We start from the raw sequence: 14,894 nt of genomic DNA on the forward strand, positions 1-14,894 counted from the left end.
CTGGGAGTGACATTTCTCAATGTCTGAAGAAATGGGTACATGCTTTGCGTAGTTGAAAAGGGTCCTGTTTTCCCGAACGATCGCCCTTTCAACCTGAACGCATGAATGGCAAAAACTAAATCCGATCTTGCCACCATTGCGGCGGTCGCTCAGTTGCTAGCGGTTGTGTTGACCGTTGCCGCTTTGTTCTTTGCTCGCGACGTGTTCATTCCACTCGCACTCGGGTTATTGCTGTCGTTTCTGCTCACCCCGATCGTCGATCGCTTGCAGCGATGGGGCATTCCTAACATCCCAGCCGTTGTGATCACGGCGGCGTTTGCATTCGTTTTGCTCGCTGGCACGTTCACGTTGCTTGGCCGCGAATTAACCAACCTGGTCGGCGACCTTCCAACCCACAAAGACGAGCTCGTTTCGAAGGCTCGCAGCATCGCGGGCATGACGACCGGCATGGGAGGCGAATTGGACAATTTGGCCGATGAGGTCACTCAGGCCATGGTCAAGGATGCCGACCCCGGCCAGGAAGCCACAGACCAGATCGCTGAAGACCAAACCATTTTTCAGCAGTGGACTGACAAGCTCCTGCCAACCAAAGTGGCTCCCAGCGATCTCCCCAACGATGGGACAACAGCCAAGAGCCCCCTCTACGTTCAATCCGTCGAAGAAGCCTTGCCGCTGGCGTCCTGGGCTTCGACCGCTGGGACCTTGCTGGGACCACTCGCGACCGCTGGCCTGGTGACGGTGTTCGCGTTGTTCATGCTGATCCATCGTGAAGACTTACGGGACCGAATGATAGCGGTGGTCAGTCATGGCAATTATGTCACGACGACAGAAGCCCTCGATGAGGCTGCCGGCCGCATCAGTCGATACTTGGTCGCCCAAACGATCATCAACACCAGCTATGGATTCGTGTTGGCGATCGGGCTTTCCATCATCGGGTTGACCATGACCGAAGACGGAGCGTTTCCCAATGCCATTTTGTGGGGCGTGTTGGCGACGTGCTTGCGGTTCGTGCCGTACCTCGGCCCCACCGCTGCCGCAATTTTCCCCTCCGCGATCGCCCTTTCGGTCTTCCCTGGTTACAGCGTCTTTCTGGCGGTTGTGGCGCTCATCACCACCCTGGAACTGGTCAGCAACAATGTCATTGAACCATGGTTGTATGGTACCAGCACCGGCATTTCCGCTGTCGCGGTGATTGTCGCGGCCGTCTTTTGGGGTTGGCTGTGGGGCCCCGTGGGCCTGCTGCTTTCCACCCCGTTGACTGTCTGCTTGGTTGTTCTGGGACGATACGTGCCTCGTTTCAAGATCATTGCGACACTCCTGGGGGAAGACGTTGAAATCAAGCCGTCGATTCGTTTCTACCAGCGACTCCTCGCGCTCGACGAGCACCGAGCCCACGAAATCCTGTTCGATCATTTCGAAGCGGAGGGTTTGGAGGAAGCCTGCGATGACGTTGTCCTGCCTGCACTCAAACGAATTCGAACCGACCACGACGCGGAAAACCTGAGCGATTCCGACGCCGACCGACTTTTTGAGATGGTTGCTGGGATGATCCCGGAGTTAGACAACCGCGTCTCCCTCGCGCTCCGTTCGCAACTGGATGCAGAGGAACCAACCGAAACGCCCAGCGTGGAGCCCCAAAGTCGAATCATCGGCACCAACTCCCACCACCACAGCGAAACGCTCGTCCTGAAACTACTCCGACTCGGCGGCCGAGCGTATTATCAACTCGACGGGGTGGAGGACGACATGATGCCGCAAGAGATTGCTCGCATGATTGCCGACGCCAAACCGCTTGCCGTGGTCATCGCAGTCCTTCCCAAAGGTGGCTTTGTTCAAGCCCGCTACCTCTGCAAAGCCATTCGCAGCGAAGGCTACTCGGGAGCGGTCGTGATCGCCTGCCTCGGTAAGTTCAAAAACTTCGACAAACTCTTCGTCAAGTTCCGCAAGGCGGGGGCGACAGCGATGACAACTTCGTATTCACAAACGCACAGCAAATTGGTCTCCATCACTCAGCGACACGCCCGTCAAACAAGCACCTCCTTCCCTCAACCCCAGACGACCTCATGACGACCATCCTTCTGGTGGAAGACAACCACGACATTCGCGATCTCGTCAGCCGGAAACTTCGTGGACAGGGATTTGCAGTGGCCACCGCCAACAATGGATTGGAAGCGGTCCTCGCCTGTGCCCAAACGGCCCCCGCGTTAATCTTGATGGACATCAACATGCCCGAACTGGATGGCATCGAAGCGACCATCCAGATCCGTGCTGCAGACCCTGAGCAACGCATTCCTGTGATCGCGTTGACAGCCTATGCGTTGCCCGACGATGAAGAACGAGCGAAAGCAGCCGGCTGCGATGCTTTTCATCCGAAACCAGTCGACTTCAACAAACTATTCGATCAAATCACATCCCTCTTAGGAGAAACGAGCGCATCATGAATCAAATCAAAGTCGGAAGCCGAATCGTCTATCAAGTCAAGTCACCCACCACCTTTCTATTCAACATTTCGGTTGCCCAAAACGAGCACCAACCGATTGTCGACGAAGCGTTCATCGTCGAACCGTTTCATGAAATCCATGAGTGTGCTGTCAGTCAGCTGGGAAACCGTCTCGTTCGACTGTCGGTCCCACCTGGCGACTTGACGATTCGTTACAACGCCACGGTCAACCTGAACGCGGAGCAAGTCGAAGCGACTGACGTCGGTGAAACCCCTTATGAGCAATTGCCAGCCGACGTGCTGACCTACCTCAATCCAAGTCGCTATTGCGAATCGGACGAACTCCTGGACTTTGCCATGCAAGAGTTTGGCAATTTGCTGCCGGGCTATTCGCGTGTGACGGCGATCTGCAATTGGACTTACAACGAATTGTCATACACCCCGGGCAGCACCGGTCCAACGTCAACAGCTTGCGATGTGCTGCAGCTGAAACAGGGGGTTTGCCGTGACTTCTCCCACGTTGCGATCAGCCTGTGCCGAGCCATGGGAATCCCGGCACGCTACGTCGCCGGCTATGCCGTCAACTTGAACCCGCCGGACTTCCACGGGTTCTTCGAGGCCTACCTTGACGGCCGTTGGTTTTTGTTCGACGCAACACGACTCGCACCCGTCGGTGGCTTCGTTCGAATCAGCACCGGCCGTGACGCCGCCGACGTGGCGTTCAGCACCATTCGCGGCAGTGCGAAGAGTGTTGAGATGGAAGTTTCGGCAGTGAATCTATTGCCTGACGATGGACTACTCGACCCATCCAATGTTGAAACGGCGGTCAGCAGCGCATGACATTTTGCATCGGGATCAAGGTCCGAGAGGGGATCGTCGCGCTGGCAGACACGCGAATCGTTCGCGGTAGCGAGCAGTCCAACAAACAGAAATTGGCTGAGTTCCAGCACAACGGTCAAAGCCTATTCACGATGACGAGTGGGCTGCGGTCCGTCCGCGACAAGGCGATCACGTACTTGGATGAGTCACTTCGCAATGACTCCGCTGATGTTCAGCGTCTCTACCAACTCGTCAATCGATTTGGCGAGCAACTCCGTCGTGTGAAGGCTGAGGATGGTGCGGCATTGCAATCGACCAATCACAAATTCAACTCCCATGCGATCATTGGCGGGAGGCTGACCGGGGATTTCAGCCCGCAGTTGTTCTACGTCTATCCAGAGGGCAACTGGATCGAAGCGGCGGAGGATGCTCCCTATTTCGTGATCGGACGAACGTACTACGGCAAGCCAATCTTGGACCGCTTGTTGACCTACGAAACCTCGTTGCGATCTGCGGTCGGACTAGCACTTCTCGCCTTCGATGCCACTCGCACCAGCGTCACCGATGTGGATTACCCCCTTGATATCGCGGTCCTACCAAATCAGTCCACGGTGCCGACGTTCTCCCGTTACTCCGAAAGCGACCTGGCAACGACAACCGCATGGTGGTCCTCCACCTTGTCAGACGCGTTGGCCCAACTGCCCATGCAATGGGCAGATGGATTGCTAGGCATCTCGCCTGCCCCAGACGTCTTCCAGCCCAACCAGAACCCACCCCCCCAGTAGCAGTTTGTTTTCCCGCGACAAACGTTTGCCCCAGTCTTAAACGGGTCAGGATTGCCACCTTTTCCCGTACGAGGTCAGTGAGCAACACGTTGCGAGAATGCACTGCTACACTGCACTGGACATGATCCGTGCGAAGGGCTGAGCTGGGTGTTGACTGAATGAGTTGGACGAATTTTTTGCTGGCTCTTTTCGGAGGGCTCATTTGCTGGGTGGCTTGGATTGCTTTGGCTGGTGGCACGCAGCACCAGACGGTGGTGATCTCGACGGGCTCTGAGCAAGGCATCTACTTTCAAGTCGGAAAGGAAATTGGCGACTCGTACGCCACTCGTCACCCGGCGGTCCGCTGTGAAGTGGTCTCCAGCGAGGGGAGCCACGAGAACGTCACCCGACTGCAAAACGGAACGGCAGACGTTGCGATCTTGCAGAATGATGCCGTCGCCGATGAACGCGTTCGCAGCTTGGCAATGCTGTACACCGAAGTGTTGCACTTGGTTTGCCGAAAGGATGCCGGCATCCAATGCTTGAACGACTTGGCAGGACACCCCACCAACTTGGGTTCGCAATCAGGCGGGACCCATTCGTTGGTGGAAGCGTTGCTGCGGTTTTCTCGGGTCCAAATTCCAACCAGCCAGCAGCTGAACTTGGGTTTCTCCGACTCCGCCGAGGCATTGCGTTCGGGAGACGTCGACGCGGCATTCTTTCTGGTGGGGCTGGGATCGGAAATCATCCAAGACTTGATTGCGAACCCCGAATTTGAGCTGGTGCCGATCCAAATCCGCGCCGTGGACAGCGAGGGAACCTTCGTTTCAGAGCGGGCATTCATTGACGGGTTCCGCACGCACTACCCGCACGCGGAGTTTGCTGAAATTCCATTGATGTCGTACGAAGGCAGTCCGACCAGCCCGACGCCTTCGGTCGGCATCGGCGCCGTTCTGGCATGCCGTGCGAGCTGGGAGGAAGAGCTTGCCAGTGATTTGGTGCAGACCCTTTTCGCACATCGTGCGGTCCTGGGACGGAAGATTTCACTCCTCAGCGGACTCGATGAACAGTCCAGTCAGACTCAACTGCAGTTTCCACTTCATCGCGGTGCGGAGGCTTACTTCCGCAGAAACGAACCCGGGTACTTGGCGGAGAACGCTGAATCGATTGGGGTGTTGATCACCGTGGCGCTATTGCTTGCCAGTGGCTTGCATGGGCTCAAGAAATGGATTGATCAGAAACGCAAGAACCGAGTGGATGTGTACTACGGTCGAGTTCAACAAATCCTTGATTCGCTGGGCAGCCAAGGATTTTCAAATTTTGGCGACGCGTTGCGAGACCTGGAAGCAATCGAATCGACCACGTGCCAGGAACTGATTGAGGAGCGACTCGACGCAGACCATTCCTTTGTGATCCTGCAGAACATGATCCGTCGCTGCCGGGCCGAGATCGAACGAGCAGCGGTTACCGCAGGGCGAACCTAAAGCAGGCGATTGGCAATCAAGTCGGTAGCTGGATTCGCCAGAATTCAGAGGTGCGAGTTGATGAGCGTCCGAATTCTTGGTGAATCAGGCGATGGTCTCGCGACCGCGCCGGTTCACGACGGACGCGTTGCCGCTTGTAGGCCAGGTCCCACCTGGCGCTGGTTCATTGCCGGGGAACACCGCCCTCGCCATGGAAGGTTTTCTGAACGCCTCGCTTCGTCCCCAAGCTTCGGCTCGGTGCCAGGTGAGACCTGGCCTACGCCTTCACTCCGCCCGTTGCAAACCGGCAAGATGTTCTCCATCCAAACCGCGGAGCGGTGGCATACGGCAGCCTCGGGTTTTAACCCGAGGTCCCAGTTGAACCCGCAATGGTTCCAAGCCGCGGAGAAACTATGTAGGGGGCAAGTCAGAGTGGAAAAGATTTGGCACACTCGTTGGGACGTTTAATAGCTTTTGAAACAATCCACAACGAGGTACCAAATCCATGTCCAAGTCTATCATGATTGGCTGCGACCTTCACGACCGCAGCATGCTCCTTCGCTACGCCGTCGGCACGCAAGTGCCCCAGCAACTTGCCCACGAAAACAATCCATCGGGACGCCGAAACATGATCGCGCGGATCAAACGGCTCGCTGACAAAGAGCGGTGCCAGCGAATTGTCTTTGCATACGAAGCCTCCGGGCTCGGGTTCGGGCTCTCCGACGAACTGCACGAAGCGGGCATCGAATGCTACGTCCTTTCGCCATCACTGTTGCCCACCACCCCGAAGTCCGCCAAGCTCAAGACGGATGCCAAGGACGCTCAAATGCTATTGGAACAAGTCCGTGGTCACGTTTTAGCCGGTAATTCGCTGCCGGTCGTCTGGACGCCACCCCAGCGACTTCGTGATGACCGGGAGCTCGTCCGGGCTCGGATCGACGTCGGCGACGAGCTGACTCGCGTCAAACTGAAAATCCTCTCGGGGCTGAAGCGACGCGGCATCACCAAGCCGTCGTGGTATCAAACCCACTGGACCAAGCGATTCGTTCGCTGGCTGCGAGAAGACGTGATCGCTCAGATGGACTCGGTCGTCGCCGCGACGTTCGAGCGACTAGCGGATCGTTACGAAGCCTTCCGTCAGGAACAGACCAAGCTCGACAGCGCGTTGCGAAAACTATCGGGCGAATCGCGTTACGCCGCTGCTCATAAAAGGCTGCGTGAGATTCCTGGTGTTGGGCTGTTGACGGCGATGACGTTCCTGACCGAGATGGGTGACCTGACGCGGTTCAGCAATCGCCGGCAAGTTGGTGCGTATTTGGGGCTGGTTCCTTCGAGTCATGAAAGTGGAGAGAGTGACAATCGCAAAGGCCGAATCACGCGTCAGGGGCCTGCCAGACTTCGCAAATTGCTCTGTCAAGCGGCCTGGGTATCGATCTCGCGGAGTGAGTCAGCGGCGAAGGACTACCATCGCATCAAACAGGGCCAAAGCAAACGAACCAAGAAAGCACTCGTGGCGATGATGCGGAAGCTCGGGGTGGTGATGTGGCATCGTGCCTTGGAGTGCGGTGTGTCGAGCGAATTACTCGGGCGGAGCGGCCCAGTTGATCTTCAAGAGGCTTCGAGGATGCAAGCTGCCTAGAAGAGAGAACGACCACCGTGCGATGCCACTGAATCCGCAATTGAAGTTGAACCACATCCAACAACCGAACCGTCACCTGCTAGGAGAGGAATTTTCGTCACAGGGTTGATGCTTGAAGTCTTTTGAAGAGATTCCCGCATTGGCCAAGAGTCCTTCGAGAGTCGCGATCGAATCGTCGCTGGGTCCTCCCCGTCGCGGAGAATGATCCGGCTCTCACTTGAATCACCCGCTTTGCGAAGCGAACTCGTTTACTGATCTGACGGCAATCCTGTCACGATCGAATAGCAGCTTGCGATGCAGATCGGAATCTCCCAGCGAGATCCAAAATTCACCCTTGACGAAAAAACCTACATAGCAGCGGCGACAGGTGGGTTTGCACCCGTTGCCTACTTCACACTCCGCGACGCCCGTCACACGCTCGCAACAGCCGCCGAAGGAACTGGACTCGAAGGTTCCATCTACGCCGGCCTCGAATCGCTCACCGAAAACATCCTTGGTCGCGGATCAAAACGCGTCGCCTAGCCGAAGCTCAAGTCCTCTGTTCAAGATCCCCGGTGAAGAGAACCGAGTCGTTCCTCCATTCGCCCTTGAACTTTGCTTCGGATTCGTACTCTCCGGCGCAGTTGTTGGTTTGCTCCAAGTGCAGTTCTTCGATGCTGGGCCACGTGCTCAGATCCTGGTTGTGCTGAATCGGTCGTGAACTGCACTGATGGAGGTTCATTCGTTACCCACTGTCGCAGTGCATCAGTCCGTGTTCAGGGCGGATGAACGCGCAGCACCAAGCCGAGCTCCCCGGGCACCGTGAAAGTGACCAAGAAGTGAGCCTCCGCAACAGGGGACACTGAGGCTTGATAACCGGGCCGAACGGCCTTCGGCTCACGGGGACGCTGGTCTTGTGAGCCGCACGGCGTTAGCCGCGGTTGCGTTTCAGTACTGGGGCGAGGTCTTGGTTGGCTGGAAGGTTGAGGCCATCGGGGACACTGAGCCTTGATAACCGGGCCTAACGGCCTTCGGCTCACAGGACGCTGGTCTTGTGAGCCGCACGGCGTTAGCCGAATGGCACTTACTTTAGATTGAGTCTTCAGCTGCGATAATCTTGGCACAGTTTTTGCGCATTCAGGCTTCCTTTCTCAAAAAGGAGCCATTTTGGCATGAACGATTCCGAGCGAAGCATGGAAGCCGACCAGCAGTTTGACCGCTCCTTCGAACTGCTGCATCAGCTTGTCAACTTCGAAGATGCGAACGAGCTTTTTGCCCAGCGAGCTCACACTGTCTACACCGCCTGCGTTGTCCTTTGGATGCTCGTCTACCAGCGTCTCAAGCCCGATGCCTCACTCGAAAACGCGGTGAAACACCTGATCGAAACTCGGCCGAGCTATCTTCCCGAGAACAAACGACTCGACGAAAACACGATCTCGACCGCATCGGGTGCCTACAGCCGAGCGAGATCTCGACTGCCTCTGGATGTCGTTCGTTGGTTTGCCGAGGAAGTCAGCTCCGGCATCATTTCGGCCACCGAGCCTACATTCAACCAACAACGCGTGTTCCTGATTGACGGAACCACGATGGCTCTTGCACCGGAAAAAGAACTCCAACAAGCGTTTCCACCGGCAAGCAACCAACTCGGCGAAGGTATCTGGCCATGCGAGTTGTTAACCGTCTTTCATGAACTTGCCAGCGGCGCTGCAATGCTTCCGCAAGTCGGACCGATGTACGGGCCCGAGGCAGTCTCCGAGACGCAACTTGCTCGCCAAGGTTTTGAGCAGCTTCCCGAGCACTCGATCATTATGTCCGATGCGGGCTTTGGGATCTTTGGAGTCGCGTATGAAGCCATCAATGCAGGGCACGACATTTTGCTGCGAATGAAGAAGGCTAACTTTCATTCGCTGCAGAAGAATGCCGAGCTGATTGAGCAATCCGAACATCACAAAAGTTATCGACACATGTGGATACCCACGAAGAAGAATCGCCAGACCCAACCGGAGTTGCCCGCGGATTGCCAGTGCGATGTTTTTCTGCACGAGGTCAAGGTTACCGACTCGCTGACGCTTTATCTGGTCAGCACGCTGGCCGACGAAGCTTTCACGTTGGCCGCATTATTTGAGCGTCGCTACGATGTAGAAATTGACATTTGCAACTTCAAGGTGGTGATGGATGCCGAGAATATCCGTGCCAAGAGTGTCGACACATTCATGAAAGAACTCTACACGTCAGTCGTGGCTTACAACCTGACCAGTCAGCTTCGTATCGAAGCGGCCGCCATGGAGGAAGTTCCGCCGCGTCGAATGAGTTTCAAGCGAACGTGGACCACCTTTCAGACTTTTTTGTTGCGACACATGCACACCGAACCTAGCCAGTGGCGCGAGGCCTACCGAACCGCCCTGGCGATCGCCCGCAAAGACAAGTTGCCAATTCGAGGCAAACGCAGATACCGACGCGAGGCGTACCGCAAACGGCCCAAAGACGCGCAATTCGAAAAGCGAAAGAAACCACCGTCAAAACTGAAAGACTCGGATCTAAAGTAAGTGCCATTCGGCGTTAGCCGCGGTTGCGTTTCAGCACTGAGGGCGAGGTCTTGGTTGGCTGGAAGGTTGAGGACATCGGGGACACTGAGCCTTGATAACCGGGCCTAACGGCCTTCGGCTCACAGGACGCTGGTTTGTGAGCCGCACGGCGTTAGCCGCGGTTGCGTTTCAGTACTGGGGGCGAGGTCCTGGTTGGCTGAAAGGTTGAGGCCATCGGGGACACTGAGCCTTGATAACCGGGCCTAACGGCCTTCGGCTCACAGGACGCTGGTTTTGTGAGCCGCACGGCGTTAGCCGCGGTTGCGTTTCAGTACTGGGGGCGAGGTCCTGGTTGGCTGGAAAGTTGGCGCGGGCGGGGATGCCGGGGTGATAACCGGGCCGAACGGCCTTCGGCTCACGAGGGTGTGAGACGCCTCTGCTCTGTCACTGCACTGGTACGTGGGTGCACTGGGGCCTGGGGTGCGACCGGGGCACGACGGTTCGTCCCGATGACGAACCTACGAACTGGCGCTGCGGTAGCTGCCCAGGGCTCGTCGGAACACCCAGCGACTGAACGTGACGCTCAGCACCGTTGCGATCAAAGCCCAACCGACCAACATCCATTCTTCATTGGTCCGGGGATCGATCGGCTTGGCCAGCAAACGAGCCGGAACGTTGACGACCACCAACACCGGCACCACAAAGGTGAAGAAGCCGTACATCGGCGTGCCCCAACCACGGTTGTAGATTTCCATCGGGTAACGGCTGAAGTTGGTGATGTAAAACCAGAAGTTGTAGAGCGTTTGGTTCCGGCCCAACCAAATGCTGGTCGCCGACAAACAAATCATCAGGCTGTACATGATCACGACGCCGCACATACAGAACAGCACGTAGAGCACCAACGACAACACGCTCGGTATGTGCGGGTCGACCTCTCGCGTGGCCAACCTCGACAAAGCCACCCCAGCGATCACCAACCCCGCCAGGAAGTTTGCCAATGACGACCAACTGACCCTTCGGAACGAAATCAGAAACTGCGTGTCGATCGGCTTCAGCAAGGCAAAGTCCAGCCCGCCCGTCCGTATCAGCTCACTGAATTCTTCCGCGTTGGGCATGAAGAACGCTTGCACGATCGAATTGATGAACCAGGTCGTGGCCAGGAACAGGAAGAATCGCTCACGATCCCAGCCGGTGTCCGCTCCGATTGATCCGGTGAACTGAAAGATGATCAGGTAGAAGCCGACGTTCATCAGTGTCCAACCGATGCTGCTCACACACTCAATCACGAAGTTCGCGCGGAATGTCATGTCGCGAACCAAGCTGTTGCGAGCAAACGTCCCAAACACTCGAACGTATCGCATCCATTCAGAGCCGGTTTCTCGTTCCGGGGTTTCCGAATCGTTCATCCACGGGTCGTCCATCGAAGGGTTGCCTTGCTTCGCCTCGTTCGTTGTTGATTTGGACTGCATCGGATCAACCTCCGTACCCGCTGTAGCGAGCCACACCGCGGGAATAAGACCAACGACAAAGAACGATGAAGAACGTCAACCAGGCCGCTTCGATCGCCATTTCCATCGGCAGGTCTTCGTCAGGAATCTTCCCCAGGAACACAGCGGCGGGGAAATATGCCAAGTACTTCAGAGGCAGCAAGTTGACGAACCATTCGATGCTGTCGGGCAACAACGAAATCGGAAACATGTGCCCTGACAAGAAGAAACTGAACAGCATGTAGAGAAACAGCAAGGACGAGACCTCTAGGAACCAGAATCCAATCATCCCGATGGCCGCTTCGAGGAAAAAGCCAATCAGGAACCCCATCACCAGCGATCCCAAGAACGCGATGAACAGGTGCGGTGGCGGGAATCCGCCGACGAAGTAATCGCGGCAGAGAAAGAACACCAACCCGAACGGTGCAAACGCGATCGCGTAATAAGCGACCTTGTGAGCGATCCGGTTGATCAGCAGGAAGCTGAGCAAATCGATGGGCTGGATGAGATACCGTTTGATCTCACCCTCGCGAATCTGAAGGGCGATGCCGGATGCCAACCCTGGCATGCTGGAGAAGGCGCGGGCCAACATGGTGATCAAGTAGTACGCCACCATGTCTCGAAAACCGAACCCGCCGATCTGCACCGCATCGGTGGCAGCATCAAGCTGAGCCCCCCCCGCTGCTGACTCGACCATCTTCTCGGCCGCTTGGCTGGCGGCGATTGAATCGTAAATCGCCCACCACAAAAAGATCTGGGTGACGATCGGCAGGAACCGCATCAATGTCCCGAGCGCGAAATCCCCGCGATAAACCAATCGCTCCGACAGAGCGGTGCTGAAGATCTTTTTCCACACCCGCACGCGACCGCTCCACGTCGTTGCGGCGACGTGATGCGAGTCCGGATTGGGATCGTGATAAGACGAAGTTGCGGTCGCCATGAAGAATTGCAGAGAGGCTTGGGAGTGAGTCATACGGGCGACCAAGCACCCAGGACACGCACGGCAAACAGGATGGTCACCCCGTTTGCCGTCCCGAACCAAAGTAGCCGAGAAGCGAGGTTCTTCCGATGCCCCCTCTGCCTGAGAACGCTCGATCCCGGCGTTCGATGGACCCCGAGGCGAGAAAGTTGAAAAGAATTTGCCGCCTGCACTTTCGCCACAGATTGGTATTGACGTGTCCGTGAAACCCCAGCAAACTTCTCGCATGCTTGTAACGAAGCGGGCAGCCTGCCAATTGGGGAATTCCCCCCACCGCGGCTGACACACTACGCTACAGGGATGTAACCGGATCGAAATTTGCCTCGGCACCTCGTCCTTCCCAGTTTGCCAAAGGGAACGTCGAATCGCCGGTCACTCAGGAAGAGTGGCGATCACTCCGCAGCCGCGGAGCCGGGTTGACCGTTCCACTGACCGCATCCAATTTGGGTCGGCAGCCGTTGACAAGCCAGCAAGGAAGATCTTGCTCGACTTGCCCGCCGCATGTCGTTTCTGAGGTGGATGCTCCCCGCGTTCGTGCTGTTTAAATTTGTCGCCAACGACATCTTGATCCGGCCTTTTGACAGGAGCGTTCGTTTGTCCTCTTCAACGGACTTCGACGTCAAAGAACGAGTTCGCGCCGCGACTGACATCGTCGATGTCATCGGGCATGATCTGGAATTGCGTCCGCAGGGCCGTCACTTCGTTGCCCGCTGCCCATTCCACAACGACTCACGTCCGTCGATGACGATCAACCAAGAACGGCAATCTTGGAAATGCTGGGTCTGTGACATCGGCGGGGACGTCTTCAGCTTCATCATGCAACGTGAAGGCGTGGACTTCCCGACCGCTCTGCGAAGCCTGGCCGAACGAGCCGGGATCGAAATCCCCGAATTCAATCGCGGCCCCAAAACACAACCGGGCAGCCCCGACGACAAAGCCACCTTGATGAAAGCGGTGGACCTGGTCTGCCGATCCTACTTCGACGAACTGGCCAGCGGAAAATCCGACGACGCCAAAATGGCCCGCGACTACCTCGCCAGCCGTGGCATTGATGACAGCAATCGCGAACTGTTCAAGATCGGCTTCGCCCCCGACTCCTGGGACTTCGCGATCAACGTCCTGAAACGAAACAAGTTCTCCGAAGCGGTGGCTCAAGCCGCTGGCGTGGCCATTGGCCGCGATGGCAAATCAGGTTGCTACGACCGCTTTCGTGGTCGGCTGATGTTTCCGATCGACAACGCTCAAGGCCAAGCCATCTCGCTGGGTGGCCGAATCATTCCCGCGATTGCCAACCGCATCGCGGAAGCCAAGGGCGACGGGTCCAATGGCGGTGCAAAGTACATCAATGGTCCCGAGACCATGCTGTTCCGCAAATCCAACGAACTCTACGGGCTGCACCTTGCTCGCGATGCAATGCGGGCCGCTGACGAAGTCCTCGTGATGGAAGGCTACACCGACGTTGTCGCCACTCGCATGGCGGGGATCGACCACAGTGTCGCCGTCCTGGGCACCGCCCTGACAGCCTCGCACATCCGCGTGCTCAAACGCTTTGTCAATCGAGTCGTGCTGGTTCTTGATGGCGATGAGGCCGGCAAACGTCGGGCGGAAGAAGTCCTGGAACTGTTCGTCACCGCCGATGCGGACCTGAGAATCCTGACGCTCCCCGATGGACTGGACCCGGCCGACTTCCTGGCTCAACAATCCGCTGCGAATTTGCTGGACATGGCAGGGAAAGCTCCCGATGCGATGGACCACAAACTGAACCGCTTGACCGAAGGCGTCGACGTCACTCGCGACACGCACCGGGTCACGACCGCAATCGAAACGATGCTGGGCGTGCTGACCAAGACACCGGCCAAGAGTGACAAAACCGAACTGAAGATCGACCAACTGTTGGTTCGCATGAGCCAAACGTTTGGACTGCCCGTCGAACGTTTGCAACGGCGTCTCGAAACGGTTCGCGAAGAATCCGCTGAACGCGAACGCAAGCAAGCTCGTTACCGCAAAGCCAACACGAACAGCGGCCCTCCGAAATCAGCACCGAGCGGGGCCCCGGCGCCACAGAGACCTGCTGCCCGACCACCCGCCGCTGCGGCTCCCATGGACGACTTCGACCCGTTCGCGGAAGCAGCGATGGAAGACGCCGCCGCGTTTGGAATCGACGAAGGCTTCGACGACTACGGCTCCTCGGCCCCGAGCGACTTTGGCGCATCCAATCACCAGCGTCCCAACGCCCAACCTGGCCCACAGCGACCCAACCAGCATCGCCCAGCCCCACAGCGACCTCACGAACCAGAACAAGGCACCCCGATCACGGGCGTTGACCGCGAACTGTTCGAGACCCTGATCGAGTCACCCGAAGTCGCCGCGATGGCAGTCGAATCAATCGACCCGTCTTGGCTGTACTCCAACACCGCCAAGATGCTCCTGTCAGCTTACCAAGACTTGGATCTGCAAGGCCGCGACCTGGATGTCGACTCCGTGCTTGTCCTGCTCGAAAATGATTTTTTGAAAAATCAAATCATCACTTTGCAAGAGCGAATCGAACAGCGAGCAGGACACGTTTTAGACGAGCCCCACCTACGATACACCGCGATCTTGACTCGATTTCGCGAACGTGAATTTGACGCTGAGAAGTCCCGTCAGATTGCAAAATTACAATCCGCATCCTTGCCCGAAGACGAAGAGCTCGCGATGCTGGAACAACTCTTTGCCGCCGAGCGAATCCGGCAAACGCCACGCTAAGACACGCCCACCCAATCCGCCACGAAAAGGAGCCAAGACACCCGACCCAACGGA

Annotated in this window: 11 protein-coding genes; 9 read left to right on the forward strand and 2 right to left on the reverse strand. The window is 57.0% G+C overall.

Going from position 1 to position 14,894, the window contains the following annotated elements:
* The first annotated feature begins 105 nt into the window (after positions 1-105).
* The 8 genes from UH5x_RS09630 (at position 106) to UH5x_RS09665 (ending at position 9,650) form a co-directional block, all read left to right on the forward strand.
* Positions 106-2,067 carry an AI-2E family transporter gene (locus tag UH5x_RS09630; RefSeq protein WP_482635536.1) on the forward strand — a complete coding sequence of 654 codons (1,962 nt, stop codon included), beginning with the start codon at positions 106-108 and terminating at the stop codon, positions 2,065-2,067.
* Positions 2,064-2,441 carry a response regulator gene (locus UH5x_RS09635; RefSeq protein WP_047814068.1) on the forward strand — a complete coding sequence of 126 codons (378 nt, stop codon included), beginning with the start codon at positions 2,064-2,066 and terminating at the stop codon, positions 2,439-2,441. Before UH5x_RS09630 ends, UH5x_RS09635 begins: the two co-directional genes overlap by 4 nt.
* Positions 2,438-3,280: a transglutaminase-like domain-containing protein gene (locus tag UH5x_RS09640; protein ID WP_047814069.1), complete on the forward strand. Its 843-nt coding sequence runs from the start codon at positions 2,438-2,440 to the stop codon at positions 3,278-3,280. Before UH5x_RS09635 ends, UH5x_RS09640 begins: the two co-directional genes overlap by 4 nt.
* The gene (locus UH5x_RS09645; protein WP_047814070.1) at positions 3,277-4,044 is read left to right on the forward strand and encodes a proteasome-type protease; all 768 of its coding nucleotides are present in this window, start codon (positions 3,277-3,279) and stop codon (positions 4,042-4,044) included. Before UH5x_RS09640 ends, UH5x_RS09645 begins: the two co-directional genes overlap by 4 nt.
* Positions 4,045-4,202: 158 nt before the next feature.
* Positions 4,203-5,507: a TAXI family TRAP transporter solute-binding subunit gene (locus UH5x_RS09650; RefSeq protein ID WP_482635537.1), complete on the forward strand. Its 1,305-nt coding sequence runs from the start codon at positions 4,203-4,205 to the stop codon at positions 5,505-5,507.
* 484 nt (positions 5,508-5,991) lie between these two features.
* Positions 5,992-7,125 (forward strand): IS110 family RNA-guided transposase, encoded by a 1,134-nt coding sequence (locus UH5x_RS09655; protein ID WP_482633045.1) that lies wholly within the window; start codon positions 5,992-5,994, stop codon positions 7,123-7,125.
* 294 nt (positions 7,126-7,419) lie between these two features.
* Entirely contained in the window at positions 7,420-7,647 is a 228-nt protein-coding gene (locus UH5x_RS09660; protein ID WP_482635538.1) for a hypothetical protein, read from the forward strand.
* Between the two features lie 629 nt (positions 7,648-8,276).
* Complete coding sequence (locus tag UH5x_RS09665) at positions 8,277-9,650, forward strand: IS4 family transposase (protein ID WP_482635539.1); 1,374 nt, start codon at positions 8,277-8,279, stop codon at positions 9,648-9,650.
* Between the two features lie 497 nt (positions 9,651-10,147).
* On the opposite strand, the gene UH5x_RS09670 is transcribed toward UH5x_RS09665, so the two are convergent.
* Together UH5x_RS09670 and UH5x_RS09675 are read right to left on the reverse strand one after the other, a co-directional pair.
* Positions 10,148-11,098 carry an ABC transporter permease gene (locus tag UH5x_RS09670; RefSeq protein WP_173442642.1) on the reverse strand — a complete coding sequence of 317 codons (951 nt, stop codon included), beginning with the start codon at positions 11,096-11,098 and terminating at the stop codon, positions 10,148-10,150.
* Between the two features lie 4 nt (positions 11,099-11,102).
* The gene (locus UH5x_RS09675; RefSeq protein WP_482635540.1) at positions 11,103-12,056 is read right to left on the reverse strand and encodes an ABC transporter permease; all 954 of its coding nucleotides are present in this window, start codon (positions 12,054-12,056) and stop codon (positions 11,103-11,105) included.
* 540 nt (positions 12,057-12,596) lie between these two features.
* Here UH5x_RS09675 and dnaG point away from each other — a divergent pair.
* Entirely contained in the window at positions 12,597-14,840 is a 2,244-nt protein-coding gene (gene dnaG / locus UH5x_RS09680; protein ID WP_482635541.1) for a DNA primase, read from the forward strand.
* The last annotated feature ends 54 nt before the right edge of the window (positions 14,841-14,894 follow it).

The sequence above is a fragment of the Rhodopirellula sp. UH5 genome (genome assembly GCF_056839225.1).

Coding starts and splice junctions, on each gene's coding strand:
- UH5x_RS09630 (WP_482635536.1), top strand. CDS start 106: ATGGCAAAAACTAAATCCGATCTTGCCACCATTGCGGCGGTCGCTCAG.
- UH5x_RS09665 (WP_482635539.1), top strand. CDS start 8,277: ATGAACGATTCCGAGCGAAGCATGGAAGCCGACCAGCAGTTTGACCGC.
- UH5x_RS09650 (WP_482635537.1), top strand. CDS start 4,203: ATGAGTTGGACGAATTTTTTGCTGGCTCTTTTCGGAGGGCTCATTTGC.
- UH5x_RS09655 (WP_482633045.1), top strand. CDS start 5,992: ATGTCCAAGTCTATCATGATTGGCTGCGACCTTCACGACCGCAGCATG.
- UH5x_RS09675 (WP_482635540.1), bottom strand. CDS start 12,056: ATGGCGACCGCAACTTCGTCTTATCACGATCCCAATCCGGACTCGCAT.
- UH5x_RS09640 (WP_047814069.1), top strand. CDS start 2,438: ATGAATCAAATCAAAGTCGGAAGCCGAATCGTCTATCAAGTCAAGTCA.
- UH5x_RS09670 (WP_173442642.1), bottom strand. CDS start 11,098: ATGCAGTCCAAATCAACAACGAACGAGGCGAAGCAAGGCAACCCTTCG.
- UH5x_RS09645 (WP_047814070.1), top strand. CDS start 3,277: ATGACATTTTGCATCGGGATCAAGGTCCGAGAGGGGATCGTCGCGCTG.
- UH5x_RS09660 (WP_482635538.1), top strand. CDS start 7,420: ATGCAGATCGGAATCTCCCAGCGAGATCCAAAATTCACCCTTGACGAA.
- UH5x_RS09635 (WP_047814068.1), top strand. CDS start 2,064: ATGACGACCATCCTTCTGGTGGAAGACAACCACGACATTCGCGATCTC.
- dnaG (WP_482635541.1), top strand. CDS start 12,597: ATGTCGTTTCTGAGGTGGATGCTCCCCGCGTTCGTGCTGTTTAAATTT.